At 61.8% G+C, this 22,816-nt stretch carries 25 protein-coding genes and 1 pseudogene; 4 read left to right on the forward strand and 22 right to left on the reverse strand.

The features are described 5' to 3' along the window. Positions 1-23 precede the first annotated feature (23 nt). The 6 genes from ACVIGA_RS07385 to ACVIGA_RS07410 form a co-directional block, all read right to left on the reverse strand. Positions 24-761: a Crp/Fnr family transcriptional regulator gene (locus tag ACVIGA_RS07385; RefSeq protein ID WP_375775769.1), complete on the reverse strand. Its 738-nt coding sequence runs from the start codon at positions 759-761 to the stop codon at positions 24-26. A gap of 296 nt (positions 762-1,057) precedes the next feature. Next, complete coding sequence (locus ACVIGA_RS07390) at positions 1,058-1,897, reverse strand: phosphodiesterase (protein ID WP_456665864.1); 840 nt, start codon at positions 1,895-1,897, stop codon at positions 1,058-1,060. Between the two features lie 9 nt (positions 1,898-1,906). Next, positions 1,907-2,965: an ABC transporter ATP-binding protein gene (locus ACVIGA_RS07395; RefSeq protein WP_456665865.1), complete on the reverse strand. Its 1,059-nt coding sequence runs from the start codon at positions 2,963-2,965 to the stop codon at positions 1,907-1,909. Next, positions 2,962-3,747, reverse strand: a complete 786-nt coding sequence (locus tag ACVIGA_RS07400) for an ABC transporter permease (RefSeq protein WP_456665866.1) — start codon at positions 3,745-3,747, stop codon at positions 2,962-2,964. The genes ACVIGA_RS07395 and ACVIGA_RS07400 overlap by 4 nt, the downstream gene beginning before the upstream one ends. A 4-nt stretch (positions 3,748-3,751) precedes the next feature. Next, positions 3,752-4,567 (reverse strand): ABC transporter permease, encoded by an 816-nt coding sequence (locus ACVIGA_RS07405; RefSeq protein ID WP_456665867.1) that lies wholly within the window; start codon positions 4,565-4,567, stop codon positions 3,752-3,754. 37 nt (positions 4,568-4,604) lie between these two features. Then, positions 4,605-5,609, reverse strand: coding sequence for an ABC transporter substrate-binding protein (locus ACVIGA_RS07410; protein WP_456665868.1), 1,005 nt, complete (start codon positions 5,607-5,609; stop codon positions 4,605-4,607). 193 nt (positions 5,610-5,802) lie between these two features. Here ACVIGA_RS07410 and ACVIGA_RS07415 point away from each other — a divergent pair, with 193 nt between their 5' ends. Then, a complete protein-coding gene (locus tag ACVIGA_RS07415) occupies positions 5,803-6,564 on the forward strand; it encodes a zinc-dependent alcohol dehydrogenase (RefSeq protein WP_456665869.1) in 762 nt (253 codons plus the stop codon). A gap of 55 nt (positions 6,565-6,619) precedes the next feature. Beyond that, a pseudogene (locus ACVIGA_RS07420) lies at positions 6,620-6,949 on the forward strand (alcohol dehydrogenase); the annotation flags it as partial. A 30-nt stretch (positions 6,950-6,979) separates the two neighbouring features. On the opposite strand, the gene ACVIGA_RS07425 reads toward ACVIGA_RS07420, so the two are convergent. The 8 genes from ACVIGA_RS07425 to ACVIGA_RS07460 all read right to left on the reverse strand — a co-directional run bounded on the left by ACVIGA_RS07425 (position 6,980) and on the right by ACVIGA_RS07460 (position 15,461). Next, a complete protein-coding gene (locus ACVIGA_RS07425) occupies positions 6,980-7,684 on the reverse strand; it encodes an ABC transporter ATP-binding protein (RefSeq protein WP_456665870.1) in 705 nt (234 codons plus the stop codon). A 4-nt stretch (positions 7,685-7,688) separates the two neighbouring features. Continuing rightward, positions 7,689-8,459 (reverse strand): ABC transporter ATP-binding protein, encoded by a 771-nt coding sequence (locus ACVIGA_RS07430; RefSeq protein WP_456665871.1) that lies wholly within the window; start codon positions 8,457-8,459, stop codon positions 7,689-7,691. Further along, the gene (locus ACVIGA_RS07435) at positions 8,456-9,442 is read right to left on the reverse strand and encodes a branched-chain amino acid ABC transporter permease (protein ID WP_456665872.1); all 987 of its coding nucleotides are present in this window, start codon (positions 9,440-9,442) and stop codon (positions 8,456-8,458) included. Before ACVIGA_RS07435 ends, ACVIGA_RS07430 begins: the two co-directional genes overlap by 4 nt. A 7-nt stretch (positions 9,443-9,449) precedes the next feature. Next, positions 9,450-10,334: a branched-chain amino acid ABC transporter permease gene (locus ACVIGA_RS07440; RefSeq protein ID WP_456665873.1), complete on the reverse strand. Its 885-nt coding sequence runs from the start codon at positions 10,332-10,334 to the stop codon at positions 9,450-9,452. Between the two features lie 54 nt (positions 10,335-10,388). Continuing rightward, positions 10,389-11,642: an ABC transporter substrate-binding protein gene (locus tag ACVIGA_RS07445; protein WP_456665874.1), complete on the reverse strand. Its 1,254-nt coding sequence runs from the start codon at positions 11,640-11,642 to the stop codon at positions 10,389-10,391. A gap of 68 nt (positions 11,643-11,710) precedes the next feature. Then, positions 11,711-14,101: a xanthine dehydrogenase family protein molybdopterin-binding subunit gene (locus ACVIGA_RS07450; RefSeq protein WP_456665875.1), complete on the reverse strand. Its 2,391-nt coding sequence runs from the start codon at positions 14,099-14,101 to the stop codon at positions 11,711-11,713. Next, complete coding sequence (locus ACVIGA_RS07455; RefSeq protein ID WP_456665876.1) at positions 14,098-14,583, reverse strand: (2Fe-2S)-binding protein; 486 nt, start codon at positions 14,581-14,583, stop codon at positions 14,098-14,100. Before ACVIGA_RS07455 ends, ACVIGA_RS07450 begins: the two co-directional genes overlap by 4 nt. Further along, entirely contained in the window at positions 14,580-15,461 is an 882-nt protein-coding gene (locus ACVIGA_RS07460; RefSeq protein WP_456670752.1) for an FAD binding domain-containing protein, read from the reverse strand. Before ACVIGA_RS07460 ends, ACVIGA_RS07455 begins: the two co-directional genes overlap by 4 nt. 168 nt (positions 15,462-15,629) lie before the next feature. Between ACVIGA_RS07460 and ACVIGA_RS07465 the strand changes: the two genes are divergently transcribed. Together ACVIGA_RS07465 and ACVIGA_RS07470 are read left to right on the forward strand one after the other, a co-directional pair. Beyond that, a complete protein-coding gene (locus tag ACVIGA_RS07465; protein WP_456665877.1) occupies positions 15,630-16,724 on the forward strand; it encodes an LLM class flavin-dependent oxidoreductase in 1,095 nt (364 codons plus the stop codon). A gap of 16 nt (positions 16,725-16,740) precedes the next feature. Next, complete coding sequence (locus tag ACVIGA_RS07470; protein ID WP_456665878.1) at positions 16,741-17,616, forward strand: polysaccharide deacetylase family protein; 876 nt, start codon at positions 16,741-16,743, stop codon at positions 17,614-17,616. 6 nt (positions 17,617-17,622) lie between these two features. On the opposite strand, the gene ACVIGA_RS07475 is transcribed toward ACVIGA_RS07470, so the two are convergent. The 8 genes from ACVIGA_RS07475 to ACVIGA_RS07510 form a co-directional block, all read right to left on the reverse strand. Further along, entirely contained in the window at positions 17,623-18,309 is a 687-nt protein-coding gene (locus tag ACVIGA_RS07475) for a TetR/AcrR family transcriptional regulator (RefSeq protein WP_456665879.1), read from the reverse strand. Beyond that, on the reverse strand, positions 18,306-18,860 hold the full coding sequence (locus tag ACVIGA_RS07480; protein ID WP_456665880.1) for a flavin reductase family protein: 555 nt from the start codon (positions 18,858-18,860) through the stop codon (positions 18,306-18,308). The genes ACVIGA_RS07475 and ACVIGA_RS07480 overlap by 4 nt, the downstream gene beginning before the upstream one ends. A gap of 10 nt (positions 18,861-18,870) precedes the next feature. Beyond that, a complete protein-coding gene (locus ACVIGA_RS07485) occupies positions 18,871-20,064 on the reverse strand; it encodes an acyl-CoA dehydrogenase family protein (protein WP_456670753.1) in 1,194 nt (397 codons plus the stop codon). Positions 20,065-20,466: 402 nt separating this feature from the next. Further along, positions 20,467-20,892, reverse strand: a complete 426-nt coding sequence (locus ACVIGA_RS07490) for a GNAT family N-acetyltransferase (protein WP_456665881.1) — start codon at positions 20,890-20,892, stop codon at positions 20,467-20,469. Between the two features lie 88 nt (positions 20,893-20,980). Beyond that, positions 20,981-21,274 carry a hypothetical protein gene (locus tag ACVIGA_RS07495; protein WP_196238905.1) on the reverse strand — a complete coding sequence of 98 codons (294 nt, stop codon included), beginning with the start codon at positions 21,272-21,274 and terminating at the stop codon, positions 20,981-20,983. Positions 21,275-21,278: 4 nt separating this feature from the next. Further along, the gene (locus ACVIGA_RS07500) at positions 21,279-21,662 is read right to left on the reverse strand and encodes a hypothetical protein (RefSeq protein ID WP_456665882.1); all 384 of its coding nucleotides are present in this window, start codon (positions 21,660-21,662) and stop codon (positions 21,279-21,281) included. A gap of 3 nt (positions 21,663-21,665) precedes the next feature. After that, positions 21,666-22,022, reverse strand: coding sequence for a hypothetical protein (locus ACVIGA_RS07505; RefSeq protein ID WP_456665883.1), 357 nt, complete (start codon positions 22,020-22,022; stop codon positions 21,666-21,668). Positions 22,023-22,024: 2 nt separating this feature from the next. Further along, on the reverse strand, positions 22,025-22,732 hold the full coding sequence (locus ACVIGA_RS07510) for a hypothetical protein (RefSeq protein ID WP_456665884.1): 708 nt from the start codon (positions 22,730-22,732) through the stop codon (positions 22,025-22,027). Between the last annotated feature and the right edge of the window lie 84 nt (positions 22,733-22,816).

Here is a 22,816-nt window from a genome sequence, read left to right on the forward strand (position 1 = left end):
CGACCGCGCCGACCGGAGAGCGACTACTCGCCGTCATCAGCCCCGGCGTCGACCAGCGCCTGCAGCGACTCGGGCTTCAGCACGACGATCGCGCCATGTTCGAGCCTGACCCAACCGCGTGTTGCCCACGCGCGGAGCTGCTTGTTGATGCTCTCGCGGGTCATCCCGACCATCTCGCTGATCTCCTGCTGGGTGATCGAGATGGTGCGCCCCTGCGGCTTGTGCTTGTCGCTCAGGCGCAGCAGCGCGCTCGCCAGACGGCCAGGCAAGTCCTGCAGGATCACCTGTTCGACCTGGTCGCTGGTCCAACGCAACCTTGCGCACAGCAGCTCAATGAACTTCATCGCAAGCGTCGGCTGGCTGCGCACGAACGGAATGAACTCGCGCCGGTCGATGACGAACAGCTCGCAATTGGAGTTGGCGGTGGCATCGGCCGTCCGCGACAAGCCGTCGAGCAGCGCGATCTCTCCGAATATCTCTCCTGCCTCGATCAGGTTCAGGATCGCGTTGCGGCCATCCGGCGAGGAGATGCTGATCTTCACCGTGCCCGAGATCACCGCGATCAGGCTGGTGCCCGGATCGCCCTTGGAGAAAATCGTCGTTCCGCGCTTCAGCGTGGTGTGCTTGGCATAGCGGCAGAGCTGATCGAACGCCTCGGGCTCGAGATCGGCAAAGTAAGGATGCTTGCGCAGCACCGATAGCTTGTTGTTCGAAAACAACGGCGCGCCGGCAGTTCGTTCTATGGGCAGCGCACCGGTCATTGTGATCCAGACTGATTGTGTTGCGTTCAATCGGCGCGCCAGCAGCGCGACACACCGACAAGCCATCGATCAATGAAAGCGGAGAGGACTATAGCCCTACCGGAGACCTACAGCAACAAAAGGTCCAGGCCGGTGAGATCGGGCTAGAAGGCATCGAAAGTACAATTTGGAATAAATTTGTGCCTAGTTGCAACGCTCAATTGTAGGCAACGGCCGCCCTTGGTCTTGAAAACCCGCCCGTCACTGGCAATCCCGCCTGGCGAAACCCGTCCGTGTGAGGGTTCGACACGCCCCACTCACAGCAGCTTACCGTCCGGCCCAAAGAACGGATGCGGCCCGTCGAACTGACCGATCGGGACCTGGTGCGTGACCAGTTGTCCAAAGTCCTGCCCGGGAAACCATGCGTGCAAATGAAATGCAGGCGGTTCCACCTTGAACGATGGTTCGCGCAGCTGTCCGAGGTCCAGGTCGACCGCATGGTTCGGAGCGGGGCATAGTGTCACGGGAATCCCGGCGAAGGTGGTCAGCATCGCGCGATGGACGTGCCCGCATGCGATCAACCGCACACGCGGGTGACGCCTGACGATCTCCGCCAATGCATCGGCATTGAAGAGGTCTTGCCGGTCCATATGCCAGATGCCGCCCTTGAATGGCGGGTGATGCAGGAAGAGCAGCGCCGGCCGATCGACAGCCGTCGCCAGCGCCGCGTCCAGCCATTGCAGCGTGGACGGTTCGAGCATGCCGTGCGGCTTGCCGGTGACGCTTGAATCCAGCAGCAGGAGATCGAGACCACTCACCTCGATCTTCTGGTCGAGCGCGCCGGTCGGGTGAGCATACGGCGCGGCCGGAAACGCCTCGCGCATCCACTGACGCGAGTCGTGATTGCCGGGAATGCCGGCAAACGGCAGGCGCAGCGGCGCGAGCAATCGCTTGAGATAGTCGTATTCCTCGACCGACGGCGTGTCGACGACGTCGCCCGAAATGACAACGAAATCGGGCGCCGGCTCGAATGCGCTGAGCGCCGCCACACAGCGTTCCAGCGCCTTCGCGGTATCGACCCGGCCATAGGCCAACGCTCCCGGCGGCTTGATGTGGAGGTCGGATATCTGCGCGATCAGGACCGGTTTCGAAGGCATCGATGACTCTCAAGATTCGGACGGCAGAAGACGAAGCGCATCGGGCGCGATGGACAGCCCGATTCGATCGCCGACCTTCGCCAGGATTGTGTTGGGCGCGTCGACATTGAGCGGCTTGCTCGATGCACCACTTACAACGAGCCGCTGCCGGTCGCCGATGAAGCTCACGGAATCGACTATGCCCGAGATCGCCCCCGCCCCGGCGTCCGTCACGCGAATGGTTTCGGGACGGATCATGACGGTCGCGTTCGCAGCCGTCGCGCCACCCTCGATCGGCAATCGTCCGCCGGGCAGGATCAATACGCCGTTCTCGATCGGAGCTTCCACGATATTCGCCGCTCCGATGAACTCCGCCACGAAGCGGTCCTTCGGCGCGAAGTAGACCTCGCGCGGCGTGCCGATCTGGGCGATCGCACCTTTCCGCATCACGACAACGCGGTCGCCCAATTCCATGGCTTCGGCCTGATCGTGGGTGACATAGATCGTCGTGATTCCGAGTGCGCGCAGCAACCGGTTGAGCTCGCCTCGCAGCCGGTCGCGCAAGGCGGCATCAAGCGCGGTCAAGGGTTCGTCGAGCAGCAAGATGCCGGGCCGGATCGCAACGGCACGCGCCAGTGCCACACGCTGGCGCTGGCCGCCCGAAAGCTGCTCGATGCGGCGGTTCTCCAGCCCCGTGATGTTCGTCAGAGCAACCAGCTCGGCGACGCGTGCGGCACGCTCGCCCCTAGCAACGCCACGGATCTTCAAGCCGTAGGCGATATTGTCCGCCACCGTCATGTTGGGAAACAGGGCGTAGGACTGAAACACCATGCCGACATTGCGGCGCTCGATCGGGACCGAGGTCATATCCTTGCCGTCGAACAGCACCTTGCCGCCCGCATCCGGCAACTCGAGGCCCGCGATAATGCGCAGCATCGTGGTCTTGCCGCAGCCGGATGGGCCGAGCAGCACCAGCGTCTCGCCTCGCGCGATGTCGAGGGTCGCGGGATCGAGCGCACGCGTCCCATCGGCAAAGGTCTTGCCGCATGCCTCGATCCGCACCGCCGCACCGTGCCCCGCCGTACTCATCGCTTGTGGTCCTTGTCGGCCAGCAGTTGCATCGCGACCAGCAGCGGAATGATCATCACGAAGAAGATCAGCGTGTAGGCCGAGGCCACTTCGAGTCGCATCGAGGCGTAGCTGTCGGCGAGCCCGATCGGCAGCGTCTTCGTCAACGGCGTATGCAGCATCCAGGTCAGGTTGAACTCGCCGAGCGACAGCGTGACCACCATCAGTGCGCCAGCCAGAATTCCTGGCAGCGCGTTCGGCACGATGACATCGCAGAATCGCCGCCACGGCGATGCCCCGAGCGAGGCAGCCCCCTCATCGAGCGTCTTGATGTCCACGGTCGCAAACACCGCCATGACCGAGCGCACCATGAACGGCATGGTGAAAATCACGTGGCCGACCAGGATGAACAGCCAGGAGCGACGGAAGCCGCCAAAGCTGCCATAGGTGAGCAGCAGTGCAAGCGCGATCGCAAGCCCGGGGATCGCCAGCGGTAAGGTGATGACCTCCTCGACGATGCGGGCAAGCCGACCGCCGCGCGTATGCAGGGCATAGGCCGCGGGGACGCCCGCGAGCAGCGTGACGGCAAGTGTCGCGAAGGCGATCACGAACGACAGCAGGATGGTCCCGGCATAGAGCTCCCAGACCTGCGCGACCCATTGCAGGGTCACGCCGGACTGAATGCCCCGGAAGTAATTGACGGTGACGCCGGCGGAGATCGAGAGCGCTGCGGGCACCACCAGGAATGCGGCAACGAGCAGCGTGAAGATGAACTGGCCGGTGAAGATCAGGCGATCGCGCATGCTTTCACCCGGCCGCCGCGACCGCGCTGCCGCTGAACGTGCGGGCCAGCGCAAGGATGAGCCAGGTGATCAGGCCAAGCCCCACCGACAGCGCCGCCGAGGTCACGAAATTGGCGGCCAGCGTGAACTCGGTGTAGATCAGCATCGGCAGCACGTCGATATTCGTCGCCAGTGTGAAGGCAGTGCCGAAGGCGCCCATTGCAGTCGCAAAGGCGATCGCGCCGGACGCGACGAAGGCCGGCGCCAGTGCCGGCAGCACGACGTCACGCTGCACGGCCCATGGGCTTGCGCCGAGCGAACGCGCGGCTTCCTCCAGCCCGACGTCGAGCTTCTGCACGGCCGCCATGATGGTGAGGATCACGCGCGGGATCGAGAAATAGAGATAGCCGAGGAACAGCCCGTAGATCGAATAGGCGAAAACGAACTTCTCGCCGAAGATCCGGTTCGAGAGATCGCCGATCAACCCTTGCCGGCCTGCCAGCAGGATGATCATGAAGCCGACCACGACGCCGGGAAACGCCAACGGAAAGGTCAGCATCGCAATCAGCACGGCCCGCCCGGGAAAGCGGTGCCGCTGCAGAAACATTCCGGCGATGGTCGCCACGATCAGCGTGACGACCGTGGTTGCCGCCGCCAGCAGCACGGTATTGATCAGCGTCGCGCGATAGCGGCCTTCGGTCAGGATGGCGAGATATCCGGCAAGGCCGTGCGGCCCCTCGGCGCCTGCCACCACCAGCCGTGCCATCGGCAACAGGAAGAACGCCGCGGTGACCAGCACGAGCGGCAGCAGGCAGAGCCAGACGAAGGATTTTTGCGACATCGGAAGAATGGTGCCCGTCGAAGGGCACCATATTGCCTCAGCGAACCTGGGCGAGATAGCGGTCGACGAAGGCTTTTTGCACGTTTTCCATCTCGCCCCAGTCGACGCTCTTGGCGCGGGCATAGTCGCTGTCGGGGAGGAATTTGCCCTTCACGGAAGCCGGCAGTTCGATCGGGCGGGCCGGACGCAGATAGGCATTGGTCCAGATCGCCTGACCCTTGTCGGACAGCAGATAGTCCATCACCTTCTTGGCCTTCTCCTTGTCGGGCGCGTTCTTCACGAGACCAACGACATAGGGAAACACCACCGACCCCTCGCAGGGAATCACAAACTCGAAGCTGCCCTTCTCTGAGTATTTCGCGCGATAGGCGTTGAAGTCGTAGTCGAACAGGATCGGCATCTCGCCCGACACGACGCGGGCATAGGACGTCTGCTTGGGCACGATCGGATCGTTCTTGCGCAGTTCCTTGAAGAAGGTGATCGCCGGATCGAAGTTGGTGGGCGAACCGCCCAGCGCGAGATTGACGGCGACCGCGCCGACATAACCGACCGCCGCCGACGACGGGTCGAGATAGCCGACCATGCCCTTGTAGTCGGGCTTCAGGAGGTCCTTCCAGCAGGCCGGCACCGGCTTGCCGCCCAGTGCGTCCTTGTTCACGAACAGGCCGAGCGTCCCGGAGTGGATCGTGGTCCAGTAGCCGTCCGGATCCTTGAGACCGGCGGGGACCTGATCCCAGTGCGCGGGCTTGTAGGGCTCGAGCGCGTCCTGGGCCTTGGCCTTCATGCCGAAGGTCACGCCGAAATACCCGATATCGCCGACCGGATTGCTCTTCTCGGCCAGGATCTGGGCCAGCGCCTGGCCGGAATTCTTGTTGTCGTGCGGGATGTCGTAGTTGAGGTCCGCCTTGATCGCCTTCAGCATCGAGGCCCAATCCGCCCATTCCGGCGGGCAATTGTAGCAGATCACGTCGGCCGCCTTGGCGGATTGCCACGGCGCGATCAGCGTCAGCGCCAGCAACGCAAGGACAAGGCGGATCTTCATGGGAGGCTCCGGTCTGGGAGAGGATGCAATGCGGATTTCAACATCAACGGGGGACCAAGTATAGGCCGCGCATGAAGGTTTTGCGACGCGCTTGCTGCCGTGCAGCAAATGCGACAGCCCGGATGCCAACGATCGGATACTCGCGGCAGAGCGTCGTTTCGCGCTAGGCTGAGAGCCAAAACAGGAAGCGCCCATGTACCAGCCGCCCGGCGTCAAGACATCGCCCGACCTTCCCGTCCCCGATCTGATGAAAGCCTGGGTCGTTGGCGACCCCGACCAGCTCCTGCTTCGCGACAAGGCGACGCCGGTCCCGTCGCGTGCCGAAGTACTGGTGCGCATCGACGCAGTTGCGATCTGCGCCACCGATCTCGAAATCATCCATGCCGGGTCGCCGGCAAGCATTCAGGGCGGCGCGCCCTTCAACAAGGGCTTTACGCCGGGTCACGAATATATGGGCACGGTTGCTGCGCTTGGCCCTGATGTCGACGAGTTCAGGATCGGTGAGCGGGTCAGCGTCGAGATCCATGCCGGCTGCGGCCAATGCAAACGCTGCAGCCAGGGCATGTACACATCTTGCCTCAACTATGGAAAGCCGGAGAAAGGTCACCGCGCCAACGGCTTTACGACCGACGGCGGATTCGCCGAATACGCGGTCAATCACATCAATACGCTGGCGCGCGTTCCGGATACCATGAGCGACGCGGAAGCGACGCTCGTGGTGACTGCCGGGACATCGATGTATGGCTTGACGGAATTGGGGGGATTGGTGGCCGGCGAGAGCGTCGTGGTGATCGGCCCGGGGCCGATCGGACTTCTCGCAGTTGCTGTGGCCAAGGCGCTTGGTGCGAGCCCGGTCATCCTGACCGGAACGCGCAACAAGCGGCTGGCGATCGGCAGGGAATTGGGGCCGACCGCGTCATCAACATCAACGACGAAGACGCCGTTGGGGTCGTAAAGCAACTAACAGGGGGGATCGGGACTATGTCGTCGAATGTGCCGGCACCGAAGCGACACTCAACCAGGCCATTCACATGACCAATCGCGGCGGCAAGATCTGTCTCGCCGCCTTCCCGCACGAGGCCGCAACGCTGGACGTCGCGCATCTCGTGCGGAACAACATCTACGCTTACGGTATCCGCGGCGAAGGCAAGAGCGCCACGCACCGCGCGATGGAACTGATGGCCGCGAAGCGGTTCGACGCGACCAAGATACACACCCATACGTTTCCGCTGGCCGACCTGCCGACGGCGCTCAGATATGCGCGGGACCGAGTGGATGACGCGATCAAGGTCGTCGTTACCAACCGGAAAGCCGAAGCAATCGCAAGCGCTGCGGAGTAACGTTCAGTACGTGCCGATCCGAGAGCGTGCTCACACCGAGCAGTAGCGCTCCTTGATCTCGTCGTCGGCGAGCAGCGCCTGCGCGGAGGCCTGGTGCACCACCGCCCCCTGATCCAGCACGTAGGCACGATCGGCGATGCCGAGCGCGAGCTCGACGTTCTGCTCGACCAACAGAACCGTCGTTCCCTGCGCCTTCATGCTGCGAAACAGCTCGAACATCTCGTCGACTAGGACCGGCATGATGCCCTCCGAAGGCTCATCCAGCATGATCAGGTCGGGCTTTGCGATCATCGCCCGCGCGATCGCCAGCATCTGCTGCTCGCCGCCGGACATCGTGACCGCCTCTTGGTCCATGCGCTCGGCCAGTCGGGGGAAGATCGCCGCAATCTCGGCGATCAGCTCGGCTTCCCGCTTCTTCTCCTTCGAGGCGACCAGCCCGAGCCGCAAATTCTCCCGCACGGTCAGCCCCTGCACAATCCGCCGCTCCTCTGGAACGTAGGCCAGCCCCAATGCGAAGCGCACATGCGCCGGCTGGCGCAACAGTTCTTCACCCTTGAAGGTGACTGAGCCGCGCGTCCGCCCCATCAATCCCATGATCGATTTGAGCGTCGTCGTCTTGCCGGCCCCGTTGCGCCCGATCAGGCAAACGATCTCGCCTTTGTTCACCGCGAGACTGATGTCCTGCAGCGCGTGGCTTGCGCCATACCAGGCATTGAGCTTGCTGACCTGCAGCATCGCGTCAGTGCTCCCGCTGACCGAGATAGACACGCTTCACCGCCTCGTTCTGCCGGACCTCCTGTGGCGTTCCCTCGGCAAGCAATTCTCCGTGGTGCAGCACGAGGATGCGATCGCTGATCCCCAGCACCAGCTTCATCTTGTGCTCGACGAGAATGACCGTACGCTCCCTGGCGAGTTTCACGATCAGATCCATCATGGTCCGGGTTTCTTCCGGGCTCATGCCAGCCGTCGGCTCGTCCAGCAACAGCAAACGGGGCTGGCTGGCGAGCGCCATACCGATCTCCAGCGCCCGCTGCTCGCCATGGGCCAATGTTTTGGCTGCACGCCCCCGGGATTCCCACAGCCCGACGAGAGCCAGCAGTTCGTCCGCCCGCTCGATCAGTTCGGTCAGGCGCGCACGGGGACGCCAGATGTCGTATCGTGACACCAGCGCCTGCAGGCCGACGCGGATGTTCTCCCGTGTCGTAAGCTGCGGAAACACGCTGGTGATCTGGAAGGATTTCGCGATCCCCATATGCGCAAAGCGGTGTTGCGGCAGACCGGTGACATCCCTGCCCTCGAACTCGACACTTCCCTTCGTCGGCGGAAGGGCACCGCACAGCAGGTTGAAGTAGGTGCTCTTTCCAGCTCCGTTCGGACCAATGATGGAAGTGATCGCTCCTCTGGAAAACTCGGCCGAGATATTGTTGAGGGCGACGAACTTCCCGAACGTCTTGCCGACGCCGCTGGTGCGCAGAATGATTTCGCCTGCCGGGCGTTCTGCGGCGCTCATCGTCTGCCCCGCGTGATCAGAGTGCCCCAGATGCCCGCCGGGAAGAACAGCACGCATGCGATGAAGATGGCTCCAACGATCAGTTGCCAGTGAACGGTCCACACCGAGACCACATTCTCCAGGACAAGGAAGACAGCTGCGCCGATCATCGGCCCGAAGAACGTCCCCATGCCGCCGAGGAGAGCGATCATCACGACTAGGCCCGAGGTCTCGTAGTGCAGGATTTCGATCGGAACGATCGACAGGTGCAACGCCTGCAACGCACCCGCGAGGCCACAGAAACCGCCTGACAGGACGAAGGTCAGCAGTCGCGTCAGGGTCACGTCGTAGCCGGACGCGCGGGCACGCCCCTCGTTCTCGCGCACCGCTTCGATGACGGCACCAAAGGGCGACGCCAGAATGCGTGACATCACGAAGAACGCGGCGATCACAAAAACCGCGATGACGTAGTAACGGGTCATCGGATTGATGAAATCGATCCGCAGGCCGAACAGATCGATGGTGCGGACGTTGATGCCGCGAAGGCCGTTCTCGCCGCCGGTCAAGTCAACCGCCTGGTAGAACAGGTAGTAGACACATTGCGACAGCGCCATCGTGACCATGGCGAAGTAGATGCCTCGGGTCCTGATCGCGAGCACGCCGATCAACAGCGCCATCAACAATCCGCCGGCGACCCCGGCGGCGATCGCCGCATACCACGGCCAGCCGAAGTGCACGATGGCGATGCCACAGAGGTAGGCACCGGTCCCGAAGAGTGCCGCATGACCGAACGACAGGAGGCCGAGATAACCAAACACGAGGTTGAAGCCGAGCGCGTACAACCCATAGATCAGGATATTCACGGCGAGGGCCGTAAACGGCATCACCAGCGGGAAAACCAGGATGACCGCCGCGACAAGACTGGCACGATGCCGCGTTGCGAACTCGTACCAACTGCCCGTCGCGGCACCGGGCTGCTTGATCGATTGAGTGGTTTCGGTCATGCCGGGCTCAGCTCATCAATCCGGCGCGGCCGAAGAAGCCCTGGGGACGAACGATCAGAACGACCGCCATCAAGGCAAAGATCGAAACCTTGGCCATTTCGGGCGCGAACAGTGAGGTCATGCTGACCACCACTCCAACCAGGAGGCCTGCCAGTACGGCGCCGCCGATCGACCCCATCCCTCCTACGACGGTCACAACGAAGGCTTCGGCAAGGATCGTGCCGCCCATCTCCGGAATGACGCCTTGAAGCGGTGCGGCCAACAGGCCGGCAAAGCCCGCGATCGCGGTACCTATCCCGAACACGATCAACCAGACCTTGGAAACATCGACCCCAAGAACACGCACGATCTGCGGATCGCGCGCCCCGGCGCGGATGATCAGCCCGAAGCTGGTCTTCTCCAGAAACAGCCAGAGCGCCAGCAGCACGACGGCTGTCGCCCCAATCACGAACAGGCGGTAGAGCGGGAAATAGCCGACACCAATGTCGACGGCGCCCTGCAGAACCTCGGGCGTATCGAAAGGATAGCCAGTCTTGCCAAAGGCAATGCGCACGCATTCGACCATCACGTAGCTGAGCCCAAAGGTCAGTAGCAGCGGATAGTCGATGCCGCGGCCGTAAAGCGGCCGGATCAGCACGCGCTCGACGGCAAGCCCGAACAGGCCGACGGCGATCGGCACCGCCACGAGGCAGATCCAGAAATTGCCCCCGATCGAGATCAGATAGAGCCCGACATAAGCGCCGACCATGTAGAACGCGCCATGGGCAAAGTTGACAACCGTCAACATCCCGAAGATCAGCGAGAGGCCGATCGCAAACAGCACGTAGATGGCGCCGAGCGCCAGCCCGGCGAACAGTTGCAGCGCGATCAGGTCAAAGCTCAGGCCCGCCATTTGTCCCCCTTCGCACGGCGCGCACCGACCCGCGGCGCGCGCCGTCGCACGAGCTCAGCTCTTGTGACCGAGCGCCTCGCAGATGCGCAAGTACTTCTCGTTGGGTTCCTCGGTCGACAGGACCTCGAACACGTCGGACTCGTTCCTCAGGTCCTTGGACTTCGACTTGATCACGAGCACCGATTGCACCGACTGGTGGTCGCATTTGCGATAATATTGCGGCCCCTTGTAGTAGTCGTACTTCAGCGCTTCCAATGCAGCGACGACCTTGTCGGTCTCCACGCTGCCGGCGCCCTTGACTGCCTCCAGCACGGTCCGAACACCGCCATAGCCGAGCGCACCGTAATCGGTAGGCAGCTTGCCGTCGTACATCTTGCGGAACGCATCGTTGAACGCCTTGGTCGAGGCGAACTTGTCCTCGATACCCCAGTAGAACGAGCAGCCGCCGACGACGCCCTCGAATGCCTGGGGGCCGGCCGCGACGCGGCTGGCGTGCGAGAGCAGCGGCGCGATGATCTGGATCGATTTTTTGATGCCGAAGTCGGTCGCCTGCTTCAGCGCGATCTGCTGGTCGCGACCGAAATTACTGATGCACAGAATATCGGGCTTCAGCGCCTGGAGACGCGGCAGCAGGGTGGAGAAGTCGGTCGTTCCCAGCGGATGGCGGATGTCGCCGAGGTTCTCGACGTTGAACTCCTTGCCGACCTCGAGGAAACCGCGAACCATCTCGTGACCGTAGGCGTAGTCCGCCGTGAGAAACGCAACCTTCTTGCCGAATTTTGCGAAGGCATAGCGGCCGACCGCGCCTGACGTCATGTGCGGGTTCAGCGCTTCGTGGAATGTGTATTTGCTGAAGTCGGCTGCCTCGTTGATGGCGTCGGACTGGCTGATCGAATTGAAGATGACGCCGCGCTCTTTGGTGACGTTGTTGATCGCAAGCTGAACCGCGGCCGACAGACTGCCGACGACGAAATTCACCTTCTCCTTCTCGACCAGCTCCAATGTCCGCGTCGCGGCCTCCCCGGGATTGAGCTTGTCGTCGCGCACGACGAGCTCGGCCTTACGGCCATTGAGGCCACCCGCATCATTGAATTGGGCAACAGCGAGCTGCCCCGCCCGCACCTGGTCCTGGGCCTCGGCGCCATACGGACCGGTCAAAGGAACCGGGAAGCCGATCTTGATGGGGGCTTCCTCAGCCTGGAGCAGATTGATGCGAAAGGGTGAGATGGCGAGAGCGGCCCCGGCGCTTGCCGTCGTCAGCAGACGACGCCGCGATATCGATCCAGCTTTGGTGACCTTGTTCGTCATGACCTATTCCTCCCCAAGAACTGTCTGTGTTTTGCTTAGCGTATTATCGTTGCCCGGAACGTCCCCACTCAGATCCGTCCCAAGGCCGTCAGGATAACCTGTGGCGTGAGCGGAATCTCGGTAATTGTTGCGCCGAACGGCCGCAGCGCGTCATTGACCGCGTTGGCAACCGCAGCTGCTGCGCCGGCCGTACCTGCCTCACCCGCCCCTTTGGCTCCGAGCTCCGTTTCCTGCGTCGGAGACACCACATGACCAATTTCGATATCGGGCATCTCGCCGGACATCGGGACCAGGTAGTCCGCCATATTGGCGTTGGTCAGCTGACCGCGTTCGTCATAGATGCATTTCTCGAACAGCGCCGCGCCTAGCCCTTGCACGACCCCGCCCCGGATCTGCTCGTCGACCAGTTGCGGGTTGATGATGGTACCACAGTCTTCGACGACCCAATGCTTCAGCAGCGTCACGAACCCGGTCTCGGTATCGACCTCAAGCCATGCGGCCTGAACCCCGTTGGTGAACGCAAAGGGATACTGCCGTGGCACGAAATGCCGCGTCGCCATCAGCTCGGGCTGGACGCCCGGCGGGAGAGTATCCGGTCGAAAATAGACGATCCGCGCCAGCTCGTTCAGCTCGATGCGCGGCGCACCGTCGACGGCATTGACGATGCTGTTGTTGACGATATCGAGTCCGGCCGGCGTCGATTGCAGGATGGCCGCGGCGACGTCCAGGATATTCTGGCGCAGGGCCTTGGCGGCCTGCAACGCGGCTTCGCCGCCGATGCCGGCACCGCGCGAGGCCCAGGTGCCGCCGCCGTAGGGCGTATTGTCGGTATCGCCCAGGATCACGCGAACCCGCTCCATCGAAACGCCCAGCACGCTGCCCACGATCTGGGCAGTCAGCGATTCCGACCCTTGCCCCTGCTCCGTGATGCTGGTCTGGCAGATCACCGAACCCTGCGCGTCGAGCCGAACCGCAACGCCATCCTGCGACGAGATTTTCGCGCCGCCGACGCCGTAGAAGGCGGCACTGGGATTGGTCACCTCGATGAAGCTGGCGATTCCGATACCCCGGTGAATGTTTCTGGCGCGCAATGCCGCTTGCTCGGCACGCAAGGCGTCGTAATCCATCAGCTGCAGCAGCTTGGTCAGCGAGGCGTGATGCGAAAGCTGCTCGAATTTCATGCCGGAGGCTGATGCACAGGGATAGGCATCGTCAGGGATCAGATTGCGCCGGCGGATCTCGACGGGGTCCATGCCGATCTTCGCTGCGGCAAGATCGACCAGACCCTCGGTGACGGAACAGGCAATGGGGTGTCCGACTGCCCGGTACTGACACATCACGTTCTTGTTCTGGAAGACGACCCGCGCTCGCGCCCGATAGTTCGCCGTGACATACGGCCCGCCGACGAGATTGACCACCTGATTGGCCTCGATGGCGCTGGTGCGCGGATACATCGAATAGGGACCGATCCCCGTCAGGTCGTCGATCTCGAAAGCCGTGATGGTGCCGTCCGGCCTGACGCCGATCCGGCCCCGGCATCGATGATCGCGGGCGTGAATGTCCGTGTTGAAGCTCTCGACACGGTCGGCCACGAACTTGATCGGCCGCCGTAGCAGCTTGGACAGCGCATAGGTCGCCATTTCGTCGGCGTAGATGTGGACCTTGATGCCGAACGAGCCGCCGACATCCTTGCAGACCACCCGGACCTGCGCCTCACGTAGTCCGAGATGCAGGGCTGCGATGTTCTGCACCATGTGGGGGGCCTGCGTGCCCTGATAGATCATCAGCCGTGCCTCGGCCGCATTCCAGTCGGCAACCACCGCCCGCGGTTCAAGCGTCACGCCGGTGTGACGCCCGAATACAAAGTCGGCCTCGACCACCTCGGAATCCGACAATGCCTGGTCGACATCGCCGGCATCAAGAGTCCGTTCAAAGGCAAGATTGTCACCGAGCGCGCTGTGAATGACCGGCGTTGCCGGATCGAGCGCGGTGCTCATGTCCGTGACCGTCTCGAGCTCCTCGTAGTCGACGACAACATGCTCCATCGCATCTTCGGCTGCCGCACGGCTGGTCGCGACAATCGCCGCGACCGCCTCACCCTGCCAGCAGGCCCGATCGACCGCGATCGCGTGCTGCGGCGCCGACTTCAATCCCTTCAGATGCGAGAGCACCCCGACCCATGGCGTGATGACAGCCTCAAGCTCGCGACCTGTGACAATGGCAATAACGCCGGACATACGCCGTGCCGCGTCGGCATCGATCGCCACGATCCTGGCGTGGGCATATGGCGACCGCAGGAAGGCCACATGCGCCATCCGCGGCAATTCCAGGTCGCTGACGTATTGTCCGCGGCCTTGCAGCAACCTGTCGAGGTTGGGCCGTGGCACCGTCTTGCCGATATAGGAATTCGGGCGATCGAGCACCGAAAGTGTCTCTGCTGGCGTACGGGTCACCGTCATGCCGGCCGCCCCGCGCGCGTCTTGGCTGTTGCCTCCACCGCATCCACGATGGCTTGATAGCCGGTGCAGCGGCAATAATTGCCGGAAAGATGCTCGCGGATCGCCTGGCGATCAGGCACGGGCATATGCTTCAGCAAGTCTTGCGCCGTCATCAGCATCCCAGGCGTGCAATAGCCGCACTGCAAGGCATTGCGTTCGCGAAATGCCGCCTGAAGATCGGCGATTTCACCACTGTCGGACAGCCCCTCGATGGTCTCGACCGACGCCCCCTGCGCCTGGACCGCCAGCATCAGACAAGAGCGGACGATCTCGCCATCGAGCCGGACCGTACACGCACCACAAACGCCGTGCTCGCAACCGACATGGGTACCGGTCAGCTTCAGGTTCTCCCGGAGGAAGTCAGCGAGATTGAGCCTCGGCAGGACAAAGGCATCGATGGGCTCGCCGTTGACCAGAAGCGAAACCGACACTGGGGCACTCACCTGGCAACTCCCGCTTCCAGGTCGGGCCGCGCCAGCAATGCGGCCACGCAGCGCCGGAGCAAGACCGCAGCAAGATGTCGCCGCATCGCCGCGGTAGCCTGCTGATCTTCCTGTGGATCGATTTCATCGGCCAGCGCTGTCGCGGCTTCTGCAAGCAAGGCAGGGGTCACGGAGGCATTGATCAACCTGCCTGCGGCCGCGGCTAGCAGAGGCCGGTCGCCAACCGCAAAGAAGCCGAGCCGAAGATAAGTGAACCTGCCGGCTGCAACAACAGCACGTGCAGCAAGTCCGACGACGGCGTAGTCACCATGTCGCCGGGCATACTCCTGAAAGAAAAATGTCGAGCCCTGGCCCGCGACTGGCACCTCGATCGCGACAAGCAATTCGTCTGGCGACAGCGCCGTTTCGTAGATGCCCTTGAAAAACTCGGTCGCGGCAATCCGTCGTTCGCCCGTCGGACCGCGAACAACGATCGTGGCGTCAAGTGCGACAACACAGGCCGGCAGCTCCGATGCCGGATCGGCATGCGCAAGGCTGCCGCCTATCGTTCCGCGATTGCGAATTGCAGGATGAGCAACGTGGGCAACGGCATCCCGCAACAGCGGCGCATACAGCGCAATCTCCGGCGACCTGAGCAGGTCGACATGCCGCGTCAGCGCGCCAACGATCAGCACGCCTGCCCTCACGGCGATGCCGCGCAGCTCGGCGAGGCCACCGATATCGACCAGAATGTCCGGGGAGATGAGCCGCAGGTTCATGGCCGGCATCAAGCTCTGGCCACCCGACAGAACCTTCGCCTTGTCGCCGTGCGCGGCAAGCAACTCCAGCGCATTCACGACGCTGGTCGCGCGGGCGTAGGCGAAAGCCGCAGCTTTCATGTGGGCGTGGCCTCCCGGCCCAATTTTGGTTTGCCCGATTAGAGGGCCGGCCCCTTCAAAGGTCAAGTTTGTTTATCGAGTGATTATTTGTGCGGCAGGGCTTGTCTTCGCCTTGGGAAGGCCGCAGGTTCCTTGCCAACTAAAGTTCAACGCGGAGGGAGGCGGATCATGAAGATCGGATTCTTTACGATGCCGATCCATCCTCTCGAAAAGGATTGGCGGCAATCGCTCCGGGAGGATCGGGAGGCCTTCCTGCTCGCGGATGAGCTCGGGTACACGGAGGCGTATGTCGGCGAGCACGTCACCGACAAAGCCGAGAACATCACGTCCAGCATTGCGTTCATTGCCTGGCTCGCAGCCGCGACCAAGCAGATCAAGCTTGGAACCGGCACCATCAACATGCCGAACACGCATCCGGCAACGGTCGCCGCATCCGTCGCGATGCTCGATCACATGCTGGATGGCCGCTTCATATTTGGAATAAGCCCCGGCGGATTGCTGTCCGATGCAGAAGTTTTCGGCAATCTCGATGCCGACCGCAATGCAATGTTCCTCGAGGCGATCAATCAGGTTCTGGAGATTTGGGCTGGCAAGCCGCCCTATGACTTGCGGGGCAATTATTGGAATGTCTCGGTCGAGCGAACCCGGATCGAGGATATCGGCCAGGGATTGATTGCGCGCCCATTGCAAACCCCTCACCCGCCGATCGTGGTGACCGCGGTCGCGCCGCTCTCAAAAGGCGTTACGGAAGCCGCCGCGCGCGGCTGGGATCCGATCTCGGCGAACTTCCTGATGCCTGCCTGGGTGAAGAGCCACTGGCCCAAATATGTCGAGGGTTGCGCGCGTGTGAACCGGGCAGCGGACCCCGCCAACTGGCGCGTCGCCAAGAGCGTGTTTGTGGCAAAGGACGCAGCAACGGCGAAGGCCTATGCCACGTCGCCCGATAGCCCCTACGTGTACTATTATCACCAGCTGTTCACGAAGCTGAAGCGCAGCGGCCGGCTCGAACTGTTCAAGACGAGGCGGGATCAACCAGACTCAGAGGTCACCCTCGAGTCGATCTGCGACAAGCTGATCATCTACGGCACGCACGAAAGCGTGGCCGATCAACTGCTGGCGTTCCAGGAAGAGATCGGCACCTTCGGAACCTTGCTCTATGCCGGCAAGGACTGGAAGGATCGCGAGCTCGGCCGTCAATCGATGATCCTGATGGCCGAGAAGGTCTTGCCGCGGATCAACGCCGCCACCGGATCATCCGCGTGACGAAGGGAGTTTCGACGTGGCTTTCACTGATCGCATTCCGTACCAGGCTCAGATCGACCGGCCGAAACTGACATTGCCTGATGGCAAGAAGCTTGCTGTCTGGGTCATCCTCAACGTCGAGGAATGGCGTATCGAAAATCCGATGCCACGCACCGTGCTGAGTCCACCGATGGGCCAACCGCTGCTGCCTGACGTGCCGAACTGGTCGTGGCATGAATACGGCATGCGCGCCGGCTTCTGGCGGCAGTTCAAGGCCCTCACGGACCGGAAGATACCGGTGACGCTGGCCACGAACGCCAACGTCTGCAACAGCTATCCGCGCGTAGCGTCGGCAGCGCGCGAGGCGGGCTTCGAATTCATGGGGCATGGGTTCGTGCAGGGCCCCATGCACAAGATCGAGAACCAGGCGGATGCGATCAAGCGTGCTGTCGATACGATCGCCGCATTTGCCGGCAAGCCGCCGCGATCGTGGGAAAGTCCGGGCCTGACCGAGACCGAAGAAACACTCGATCTCCTGCGCCTCAACGGGATCGAATACGTGGCCGATTGGGTGATCGACGATCTTCCTCAAGACATCGCAACACCGCACGGAACTTTGACGACGATTCCCTATTCCGTCGAGACCAACGACATTGTCATTCACGCGCTACAGCACCTGCCCTCGGAACAGTTCCTGACGCGCTGTACCGACCAATTCGATCGGCTATATCTCGAAGGCGCAGAGAACGCGCGGATCATGGCAATCTCGGTGCATCCTTACATCACGGGGGTCCCACATCGAATCAAATACCTGGAGGCGTTGCTCGATTACGTGATTGGCCATGACGGCGTCGCGCTCATGACGGCGAGCGAGATTGGAGATTGGTATCGGGATCAGATGGCAGCAAAGTAATCCTGCTCAGCCGACGACCTTGATCGACGTCCCCCGACGATCGGTCGCGCTCTCCGCCATTCTCGCAAATCCCGCCAGAAAGATATCCAGCGCATCACTGATCATCTGCGCCTTGTCCTCCAGGACGGGCGCTTCGTAGATGTACTTGCGTACACCATAATAGAAGATGCCGCCGTGAAACACCCAGGCCAGCTCCAACTCGGCCGCGCTGGGCCTGGTCTGCGTCGCGAGGCCGGCATCGTGGCGACACTCCCTGAGAATGCGTGTCAGGATCTTGTCCTTGACCATGCCAACATACCAACGATTGATATCGAGGCCCTTCAGTCCAGAGTAGAGATAGATCCGCAACCATTTTCGGTTGAAGATCGTGCCCGTATAGACTTCGTAAAATTCCTGCAGCCGCATGCGGAGCGGGCGCGACCGATCCGAGAGCAATTTCTCCCAGCCGATTTCAAGGGGCTCGAGATAAACCTTGCGGTAGACCTCCTTGATGAGATCGTCCTTGCTCGGAAAGTAGCGATAAAGCAACGGTTGCGTCACGCCGAGCCTGCGAGCAAGAGCACGCGTGCCGCCGCCAAATCCTTCCTCCGCAAAAAGCTCTGTCGCCTTGGTGACGAATTCACTGCGACGATCGTCGGCCGACAGCCGCCTCTGCTTGGAACGAGTTCGCTTGATGAGCATCTTTCGATTCATGATGCGTTGCCGTTATCGTCAGCCAGGAACCGGCCAAAACCTCCCTGCGCGAACAGCAGCGGATTGTTCCGGTTGTAGGCGTAGGCCTCCACCGCCCCAAGGAAAATGACGTGATCGCCGCCGTAGTAGCGGTTGGCAGCCCGGCATTGGAAATTTGCGACTACGTCGGCAAGCACGGGAGCGTTCCCGAGACCTGGTGACCAACTCACACCAGCGAATTTGTCACCCGATGATCTGGCAAACTTTATCGCCAGCGTCTGCTGCGACGCGTCCAGAACGTTGATCGTAAAATGGCTGGCATTTTGGAAGATCGGCAATCCCTGCGAAAACATCCCCAGGCTCCACAACACGAGTGGGGGGTTAAGCGACACCGACGCAAACGAATTGCAAGTAATTCCGTACGGTCGTCCTTCGGTCGACATCGCGGTGACGATCGTCACACCGGTCGCAAACATACCGAGTGCATTGCGGAAGTCACGGGGATCGATTGTCGAGCTGTCGCTTGCGAGCTCGCTTGCCGGGTCCGGCGGACGTTTGGGTGCGTCAGACATCCGGCCAGCCTCAAAGTGTCAGGTTTTCAGACGGCAGCCCAAGAGCTACTCGCCCATAGTTGGTGCCGGCCGCGTCGAAATTGAAGGCGAGATGCGAATTCACTGCATGTGCATCGCGAAATTGGCGCTGCAACGCTCCCGAGGTGAACAGGCTGCGCGCCCCGCTCGCTGCAAACAGAAGAGAGACCGCTTCGGTGCACAAATTGACCGCGAACGCGCCATCGCGCCGGAGCCTCGTCTTCGCCGCAATGCTGGGGATATCACCGCGCCGAATCGCTGCAAGCACCTCAGCGCAACTCGTGCGCATGATCAGTCGTGCGGCATCTATCTTCGCAGAAGCCTCGGCGATCTTGATCTGTGTACTTTGCAGGTCGCCGAGCTTGGCCCGATTATATGTCGAGGCACGGTGTCGCGCGATCTCGACGTAATCATCGAGGCAAGCCTGGGCATTTCCCAGACCGACCCCAGACAGCACATAGGGAAACAACGAGAAAACGGGCAGCATGTAGAGTGCGTTCGGATTGACGACACTGCCTGGCGTTGCGCCACCCGCAAGATCGCTGACGGCAACCGTCATGTGCTCAGGAACGAATGCGTCAGTTGCTCGCACATCGTTCGATCCTGTTCCGCGCAGACCCGCCGCGTTCCAGGTGTCGTCGATGTTGTAGTCCCGTCGGTTCAACAGGAACAGCCGATACTCGACGCCGTCGGCCTCATCATCCGAGGCAACTACGCTCCCGAGCATGTTCCACCCGCACGCTTCCACCCCAGACGAGAACGGCCAATGACCGCTCAGCAAATAACCGCCACTTGTCTTCCTGGCCCGTCCTGCCGGGAAAACAAAGGAAGACGCGATCAGCGTATCGGGATTCTCGCCCCACACAGCGCTCTGCGCCTCGGGCGCGAACATACCCAGCATCCAGTGGTGGCTCGCAAGATTGGCAAAATTCCAGGAGACCGAGGCGTCGCCCTGCCCCAGGGCGTCGGCACAATCGACCAGCGCAACATAATCGAGCTCGCTGCCCCCGACGCGCTTGGGCTGCAGGATTCGGAAAAGCCCACTGTCGTGTAGATCCCGCTCGGTCTCGGGCGGCAAACGGCGCAATTCTTCGGTCCGCGCTGCCCGTTCACGCAGAGCCGGTGCCAGCGCTCGGGCTCGCGCGACCATGAGCGAATAATGATCCCGATCTGACCCTGGCGGCATCTTGGTGTCGAGCCCGCGGCCAACCTCAACCATGGTCTCTTCCTTCGTTCGATCTCCGAAACATTCGCGCGACGGGTCGTTCGATTCAGTTTATCGAGCGATCACCAGAGATCAAGACGCGCAAGCCTCCGTCCAGCGATTCAAGGCATAGAACTCTCAACTGCCGCCACCGGGCGTTGGGTGACTGGAACGCTCTCAGCCGTGTTTCGTCCGCGCGGGACGGGGCACCCTAGCATTCTCCCGCCCAAAATTCGATGCGCGGCCAAGCTCCGGCTAACGACCGCAGTTTACCGAGGGGGGCGGCCTACGAACCAGAAACGCCGAGAAGCCCGGCGGCCAATCGACCACCGGGCGCCCTACATCGTCAAACTGTCGGCAACGGTCAATTCCACCTCGCAGGAACTAGACGAGCTCCTTCCGCCAATACAGCGTGTGCTGCCATGCCCAGGGCGAGGCAGGTTGGAAGAGCCGATACCCCTGCCGGATGAAGTTGTTGGCCGAGAAATGATTGTCGGTCGTGTCCGAGACGATTGCATTCCAGCCGGACCGCCTCGCTCGCGCTTCCAGCGCGCTAAGCCGCACTTGCAGGCCGTGGCCGCAGTGCGGCATCACCACCCCAACACGGCACAGATATCCGGCGTTGGCAACATGGGTTGACGGAACGACGCCCGCGAATGCAATCGGCTTGAGTCCACGAAAGGCGAGCCACCAATACCCCTGTTCGAAGTCAGGCACGCGCGTCCCATCGCAGAAAGTCAACTGATGAAGCTCGACGAGCGCATCCGTGACCTCTTCGTCCTGCGGATCAACCTCGCGTATCCTGTACATTCTTAGCACCTCGAGATTCTATCGTCCGCCAAGCGTACTTGGCTCTCCAGTCTGGAGAGAGATCCAGCCACTCCAGCTGCAACACGGATTACTTTCCAAGCGTGGCCTTGATACCCAGCCAGACGGCGCCGAGGAATCCGGTAGCGATCACGGTGATCACTGCCTTGAAAGTATAGCTTTGCGCCTGCTCCACGCTCCGTCGCCATCGCCGGAGGTGCTGAAAGTCCGCGCGCAGTTCTCGTCGGTCACCCTCCTCAAATCCAAATGAAGTCAAGACCGTCGCAATGGTCTTGACCACGACGGCATCGATGTCGCTTCGTCGCACCCGATCCTGTTCGATCAGCGTTTCCATCACGATTGCTTTGACGTCGGCTTCGTGCATCGGATCACCTTCGTATGATGCGGGCGACATTTTCAAACGTACGCTTTCCGAAGTAGAAGCCCATGATCATGCCGGCCCAGGTGCTCACGTCTCCCGCGAGTTGCGGCGTCGTCCCCAAGCCGAGAACCTTGTCCCAGATCACGCATTTGGCGTAAAACACCAACGTCACGTAGAACGCCAATTTTTCCGGCTCCCAGGGATGACCGATCTCGGCGATCTTGAGTTGACTATGCGCCTGCGCCTCCGCCACCTGCGCGGCGATCTCACCGGCGGCGAGATCGGCGGCAATCTTGCTGTCGATGTTCCCAGCCTTCAGCTTAGCCTGATACGCATCGATCAAGCCCTTGATAACAGGGCCGCCAAGGAAAGAGAGAATGGTCATCCACATCGATCAGCTCTTACCCACTGACCGCAGGCGCGCAACGATCGTAATCGTCGAGATGCCGATCATGGTGTAGGCGAGATACCGGGGATTGTTCTTCAATGCCTCCATGATCTCGGCCTTGAGATCGGGATCGCCAAAGGCAGATGCGATCGGATCTAGCCACTGAAAAACGGTTCCAATGCCGGTCAGGAGGAGACCCCAGATCACCGTCACAGATCTCCCGGTGAGCGCCCAGGCCTTGCCCCAGAACGTATCGGCTTCGTCGTAGAACGACTTGAGGGCCGGAATCGCATGCAGGATCGGCCGCACGACAATGAAGTATGCACAGAGCAGTCCGGGTAAGGTGAGGAAAAGCCAGAGCATCGTCATTTCCTTCCGAAGAGAGATTTGAAGAGGTCAACAAAAAAGGCTCCGAGGGAGCCTTTGGCGGGAGCGTGGATCGATGGGGTGGCGGGAGGTGGTGGTTTCGGCACCAGCGATGGCGTCCTTCCCGCCGGGACGATCTTCGCTCCGTTGAATGTGATGGTCGGATCGAGTTGCATCATCGCCCGCAACAGGCCTGCGCAGCCCAACTGCTGATCCACAACGCTCGCGTCAAAGACCCCGTCCCGGACGTATTTGCCCGAGACGTACTGATCGGTGCCGGACCAGATGTAAGGCGACGGCTTGCCGCGAGCGGCATAGCCAAGTCCGTTGTACTGCTCGAGCAAGGTCAGCGTGCCGCCGACCGACCAGTCACGGTTACGGGCAGCGAAGGGCGCGCAGTTGACCAGCGCGTCATAGGCGCCGTCTTCCCAGGTCTTGAACGGGCCCCGTCCCTTCGGAACGTGGACAGAGACGCTTCGGAGCGGGTCGCCCTGCCCAAGCTGGGTGCTCCAGTTCTGGGAAGCCTCCCGTTCGTGAGCGACCGCGATGAAGAACCAGGGAACGCCGGTCTTGGCTGATACGGCCTGGTAGCGGGCCTTTGCTGGCGACGCGACAAGCCGGCCTGCGACCGTCGAGAAGCTCCGTATCGACTTGGCTTTCGCCCAGCGGGCTGCATTGGCCGCATTAACGGCGTTCAGGTCGGTCATCAGTCGCTCCACTGATGGTTGTGGCGATAGGGATGCCAGGTTGCGCCGTTTGCGCGGACCCTCTAGGTTGTGCCCGTATGGAGA

This window comes from Bradyrhizobium sp. USDA 3240 (genome assembly GCF_054063295.1).

Bases quoted from the DNA above. Each gene is read 5' to 3' on its own strand.
- ACVIGA_RS07385 (WP_375775769.1), bottom strand. From the start codon at position 761: ATGACCGGTGCGCTGCCCATAGAACGAACTGCCGGCGCGCCGTTGTTT.
- ACVIGA_RS07390 (WP_456665864.1), bottom strand. From the start codon at position 1,897: ATGCCTTCGAAACCGGTCCTGATCGCGCAGATATCCGACCTCCACATC.
- ACVIGA_RS07395 (WP_456665865.1), bottom strand. From the start codon at position 2,965: ATGAGTACGGCGGGGCACGGTGCGGCGGTGCGGATCGAGGCATGCGGC.
- ACVIGA_RS07400 (WP_456665866.1), bottom strand. From the start codon at position 3,747: ATGCGCGATCGCCTGATCTTCACCGGCCAGTTCATCTTCACGCTGCTC.
- ACVIGA_RS07405 (WP_456665867.1), bottom strand. From the start codon at position 4,567: ATGTCGCAAAAATCCTTCGTCTGGCTCTGCCTGCTGCCGCTCGTGCTG.
- ACVIGA_RS07410 (WP_456665868.1), bottom strand. From the start codon at position 5,609: ATGAAGATCCGCCTTGTCCTTGCGTTGCTGGCGCTGACGCTGATCGCG.
- ACVIGA_RS07415 (WP_456665869.1), top strand. From the start codon at position 5,803: ATGTACCAGCCGCCCGGCGTCAAGACATCGCCCGACCTTCCCGTCCCC.
- ACVIGA_RS07425 (WP_456665870.1), bottom strand. From the start codon at position 7,684: ATGCTGCAGGTCAGCAAGCTCAATGCCTGGTATGGCGCAAGCCACGCG.
- ACVIGA_RS07430 (WP_456665871.1), bottom strand. From the start codon at position 8,459: ATGAGCGCCGCAGAACGCCCGGCAGGCGAAATCATTCTGCGCACCAGC.
- ACVIGA_RS07435 (WP_456665872.1), bottom strand. From the start codon at position 9,442: ATGACCGAAACCACTCAATCGATCAAGCAGCCCGGTGCCGCGACGGGC.
- ACVIGA_RS07440 (WP_456665873.1), bottom strand. From the start codon at position 10,334: ATGGCGGGCCTGAGCTTTGACCTGATCGCGCTGCAACTGTTCGCCGGG.
- ACVIGA_RS07445 (WP_456665874.1), bottom strand. From the start codon at position 11,642: ATGACGAACAAGGTCACCAAAGCTGGATCGATATCGCGGCGTCGTCTG.
- ACVIGA_RS07450 (WP_456665875.1), bottom strand. From the start codon at position 14,101: ATGACGGTGACCCGTACGCCAGCAGAGACACTTTCGGTGCTCGATCGC.
- ACVIGA_RS07460 (WP_456670752.1), bottom strand. From the start codon at position 15,461: ATGAAAGCTGCGGCTTTCGCCTACGCCCGCGCGACCAGCGTCGTGAAT.
- ACVIGA_RS07465 (WP_456665877.1), top strand. From the start codon at position 15,630: ATGAAGATCGGATTCTTTACGATGCCGATCCATCCTCTCGAAAAGGAT.
- ACVIGA_RS07475 (WP_456665879.1), bottom strand. From the start codon at position 18,309: ATGAATCGAAAGATGCTCATCAAGCGAACTCGTTCCAAGCAGAGGCGG.
- ACVIGA_RS07480 (WP_456665880.1), bottom strand. From the start codon at position 18,860: ATGTCTGACGCACCCAAACGTCCGCCGGACCCGGCAAGCGAGCTCGCA.
- ACVIGA_RS07485 (WP_456670753.1), bottom strand. From the start codon at position 20,064: ATGCCGCCAGGGTCAGATCGGGATCATTATTCGCTCATGGTCGCGCGA.
- ACVIGA_RS07490 (WP_456665881.1), bottom strand. From the start codon at position 20,892: ATGTACAGGATACGCGAGGTTGATCCGCAGGACGAAGAGGTCACGGAT.
- ACVIGA_RS07495 (WP_196238905.1), bottom strand. From the start codon at position 21,274: ATGCACGAAGCCGACGTCAAAGCAATCGTGATGGAAACGCTGATCGAA.
- ACVIGA_RS07500 (WP_456665882.1), bottom strand. From the start codon at position 21,662: ATGTGGATGACCATTCTCTCTTTCCTTGGCGGCCCTGTTATCAAGGGC.
- ACVIGA_RS07505 (WP_456665883.1), bottom strand. From the start codon at position 22,022: ATGCTCTGGCTTTTCCTCACCTTACCCGGACTGCTCTGTGCATACTTC.
- ACVIGA_RS07510 (WP_456665884.1), bottom strand. From the start codon at position 22,732: ATGACCGACCTGAACGCCGTTAATGCGGCCAATGCAGCCCGCTGGGCG.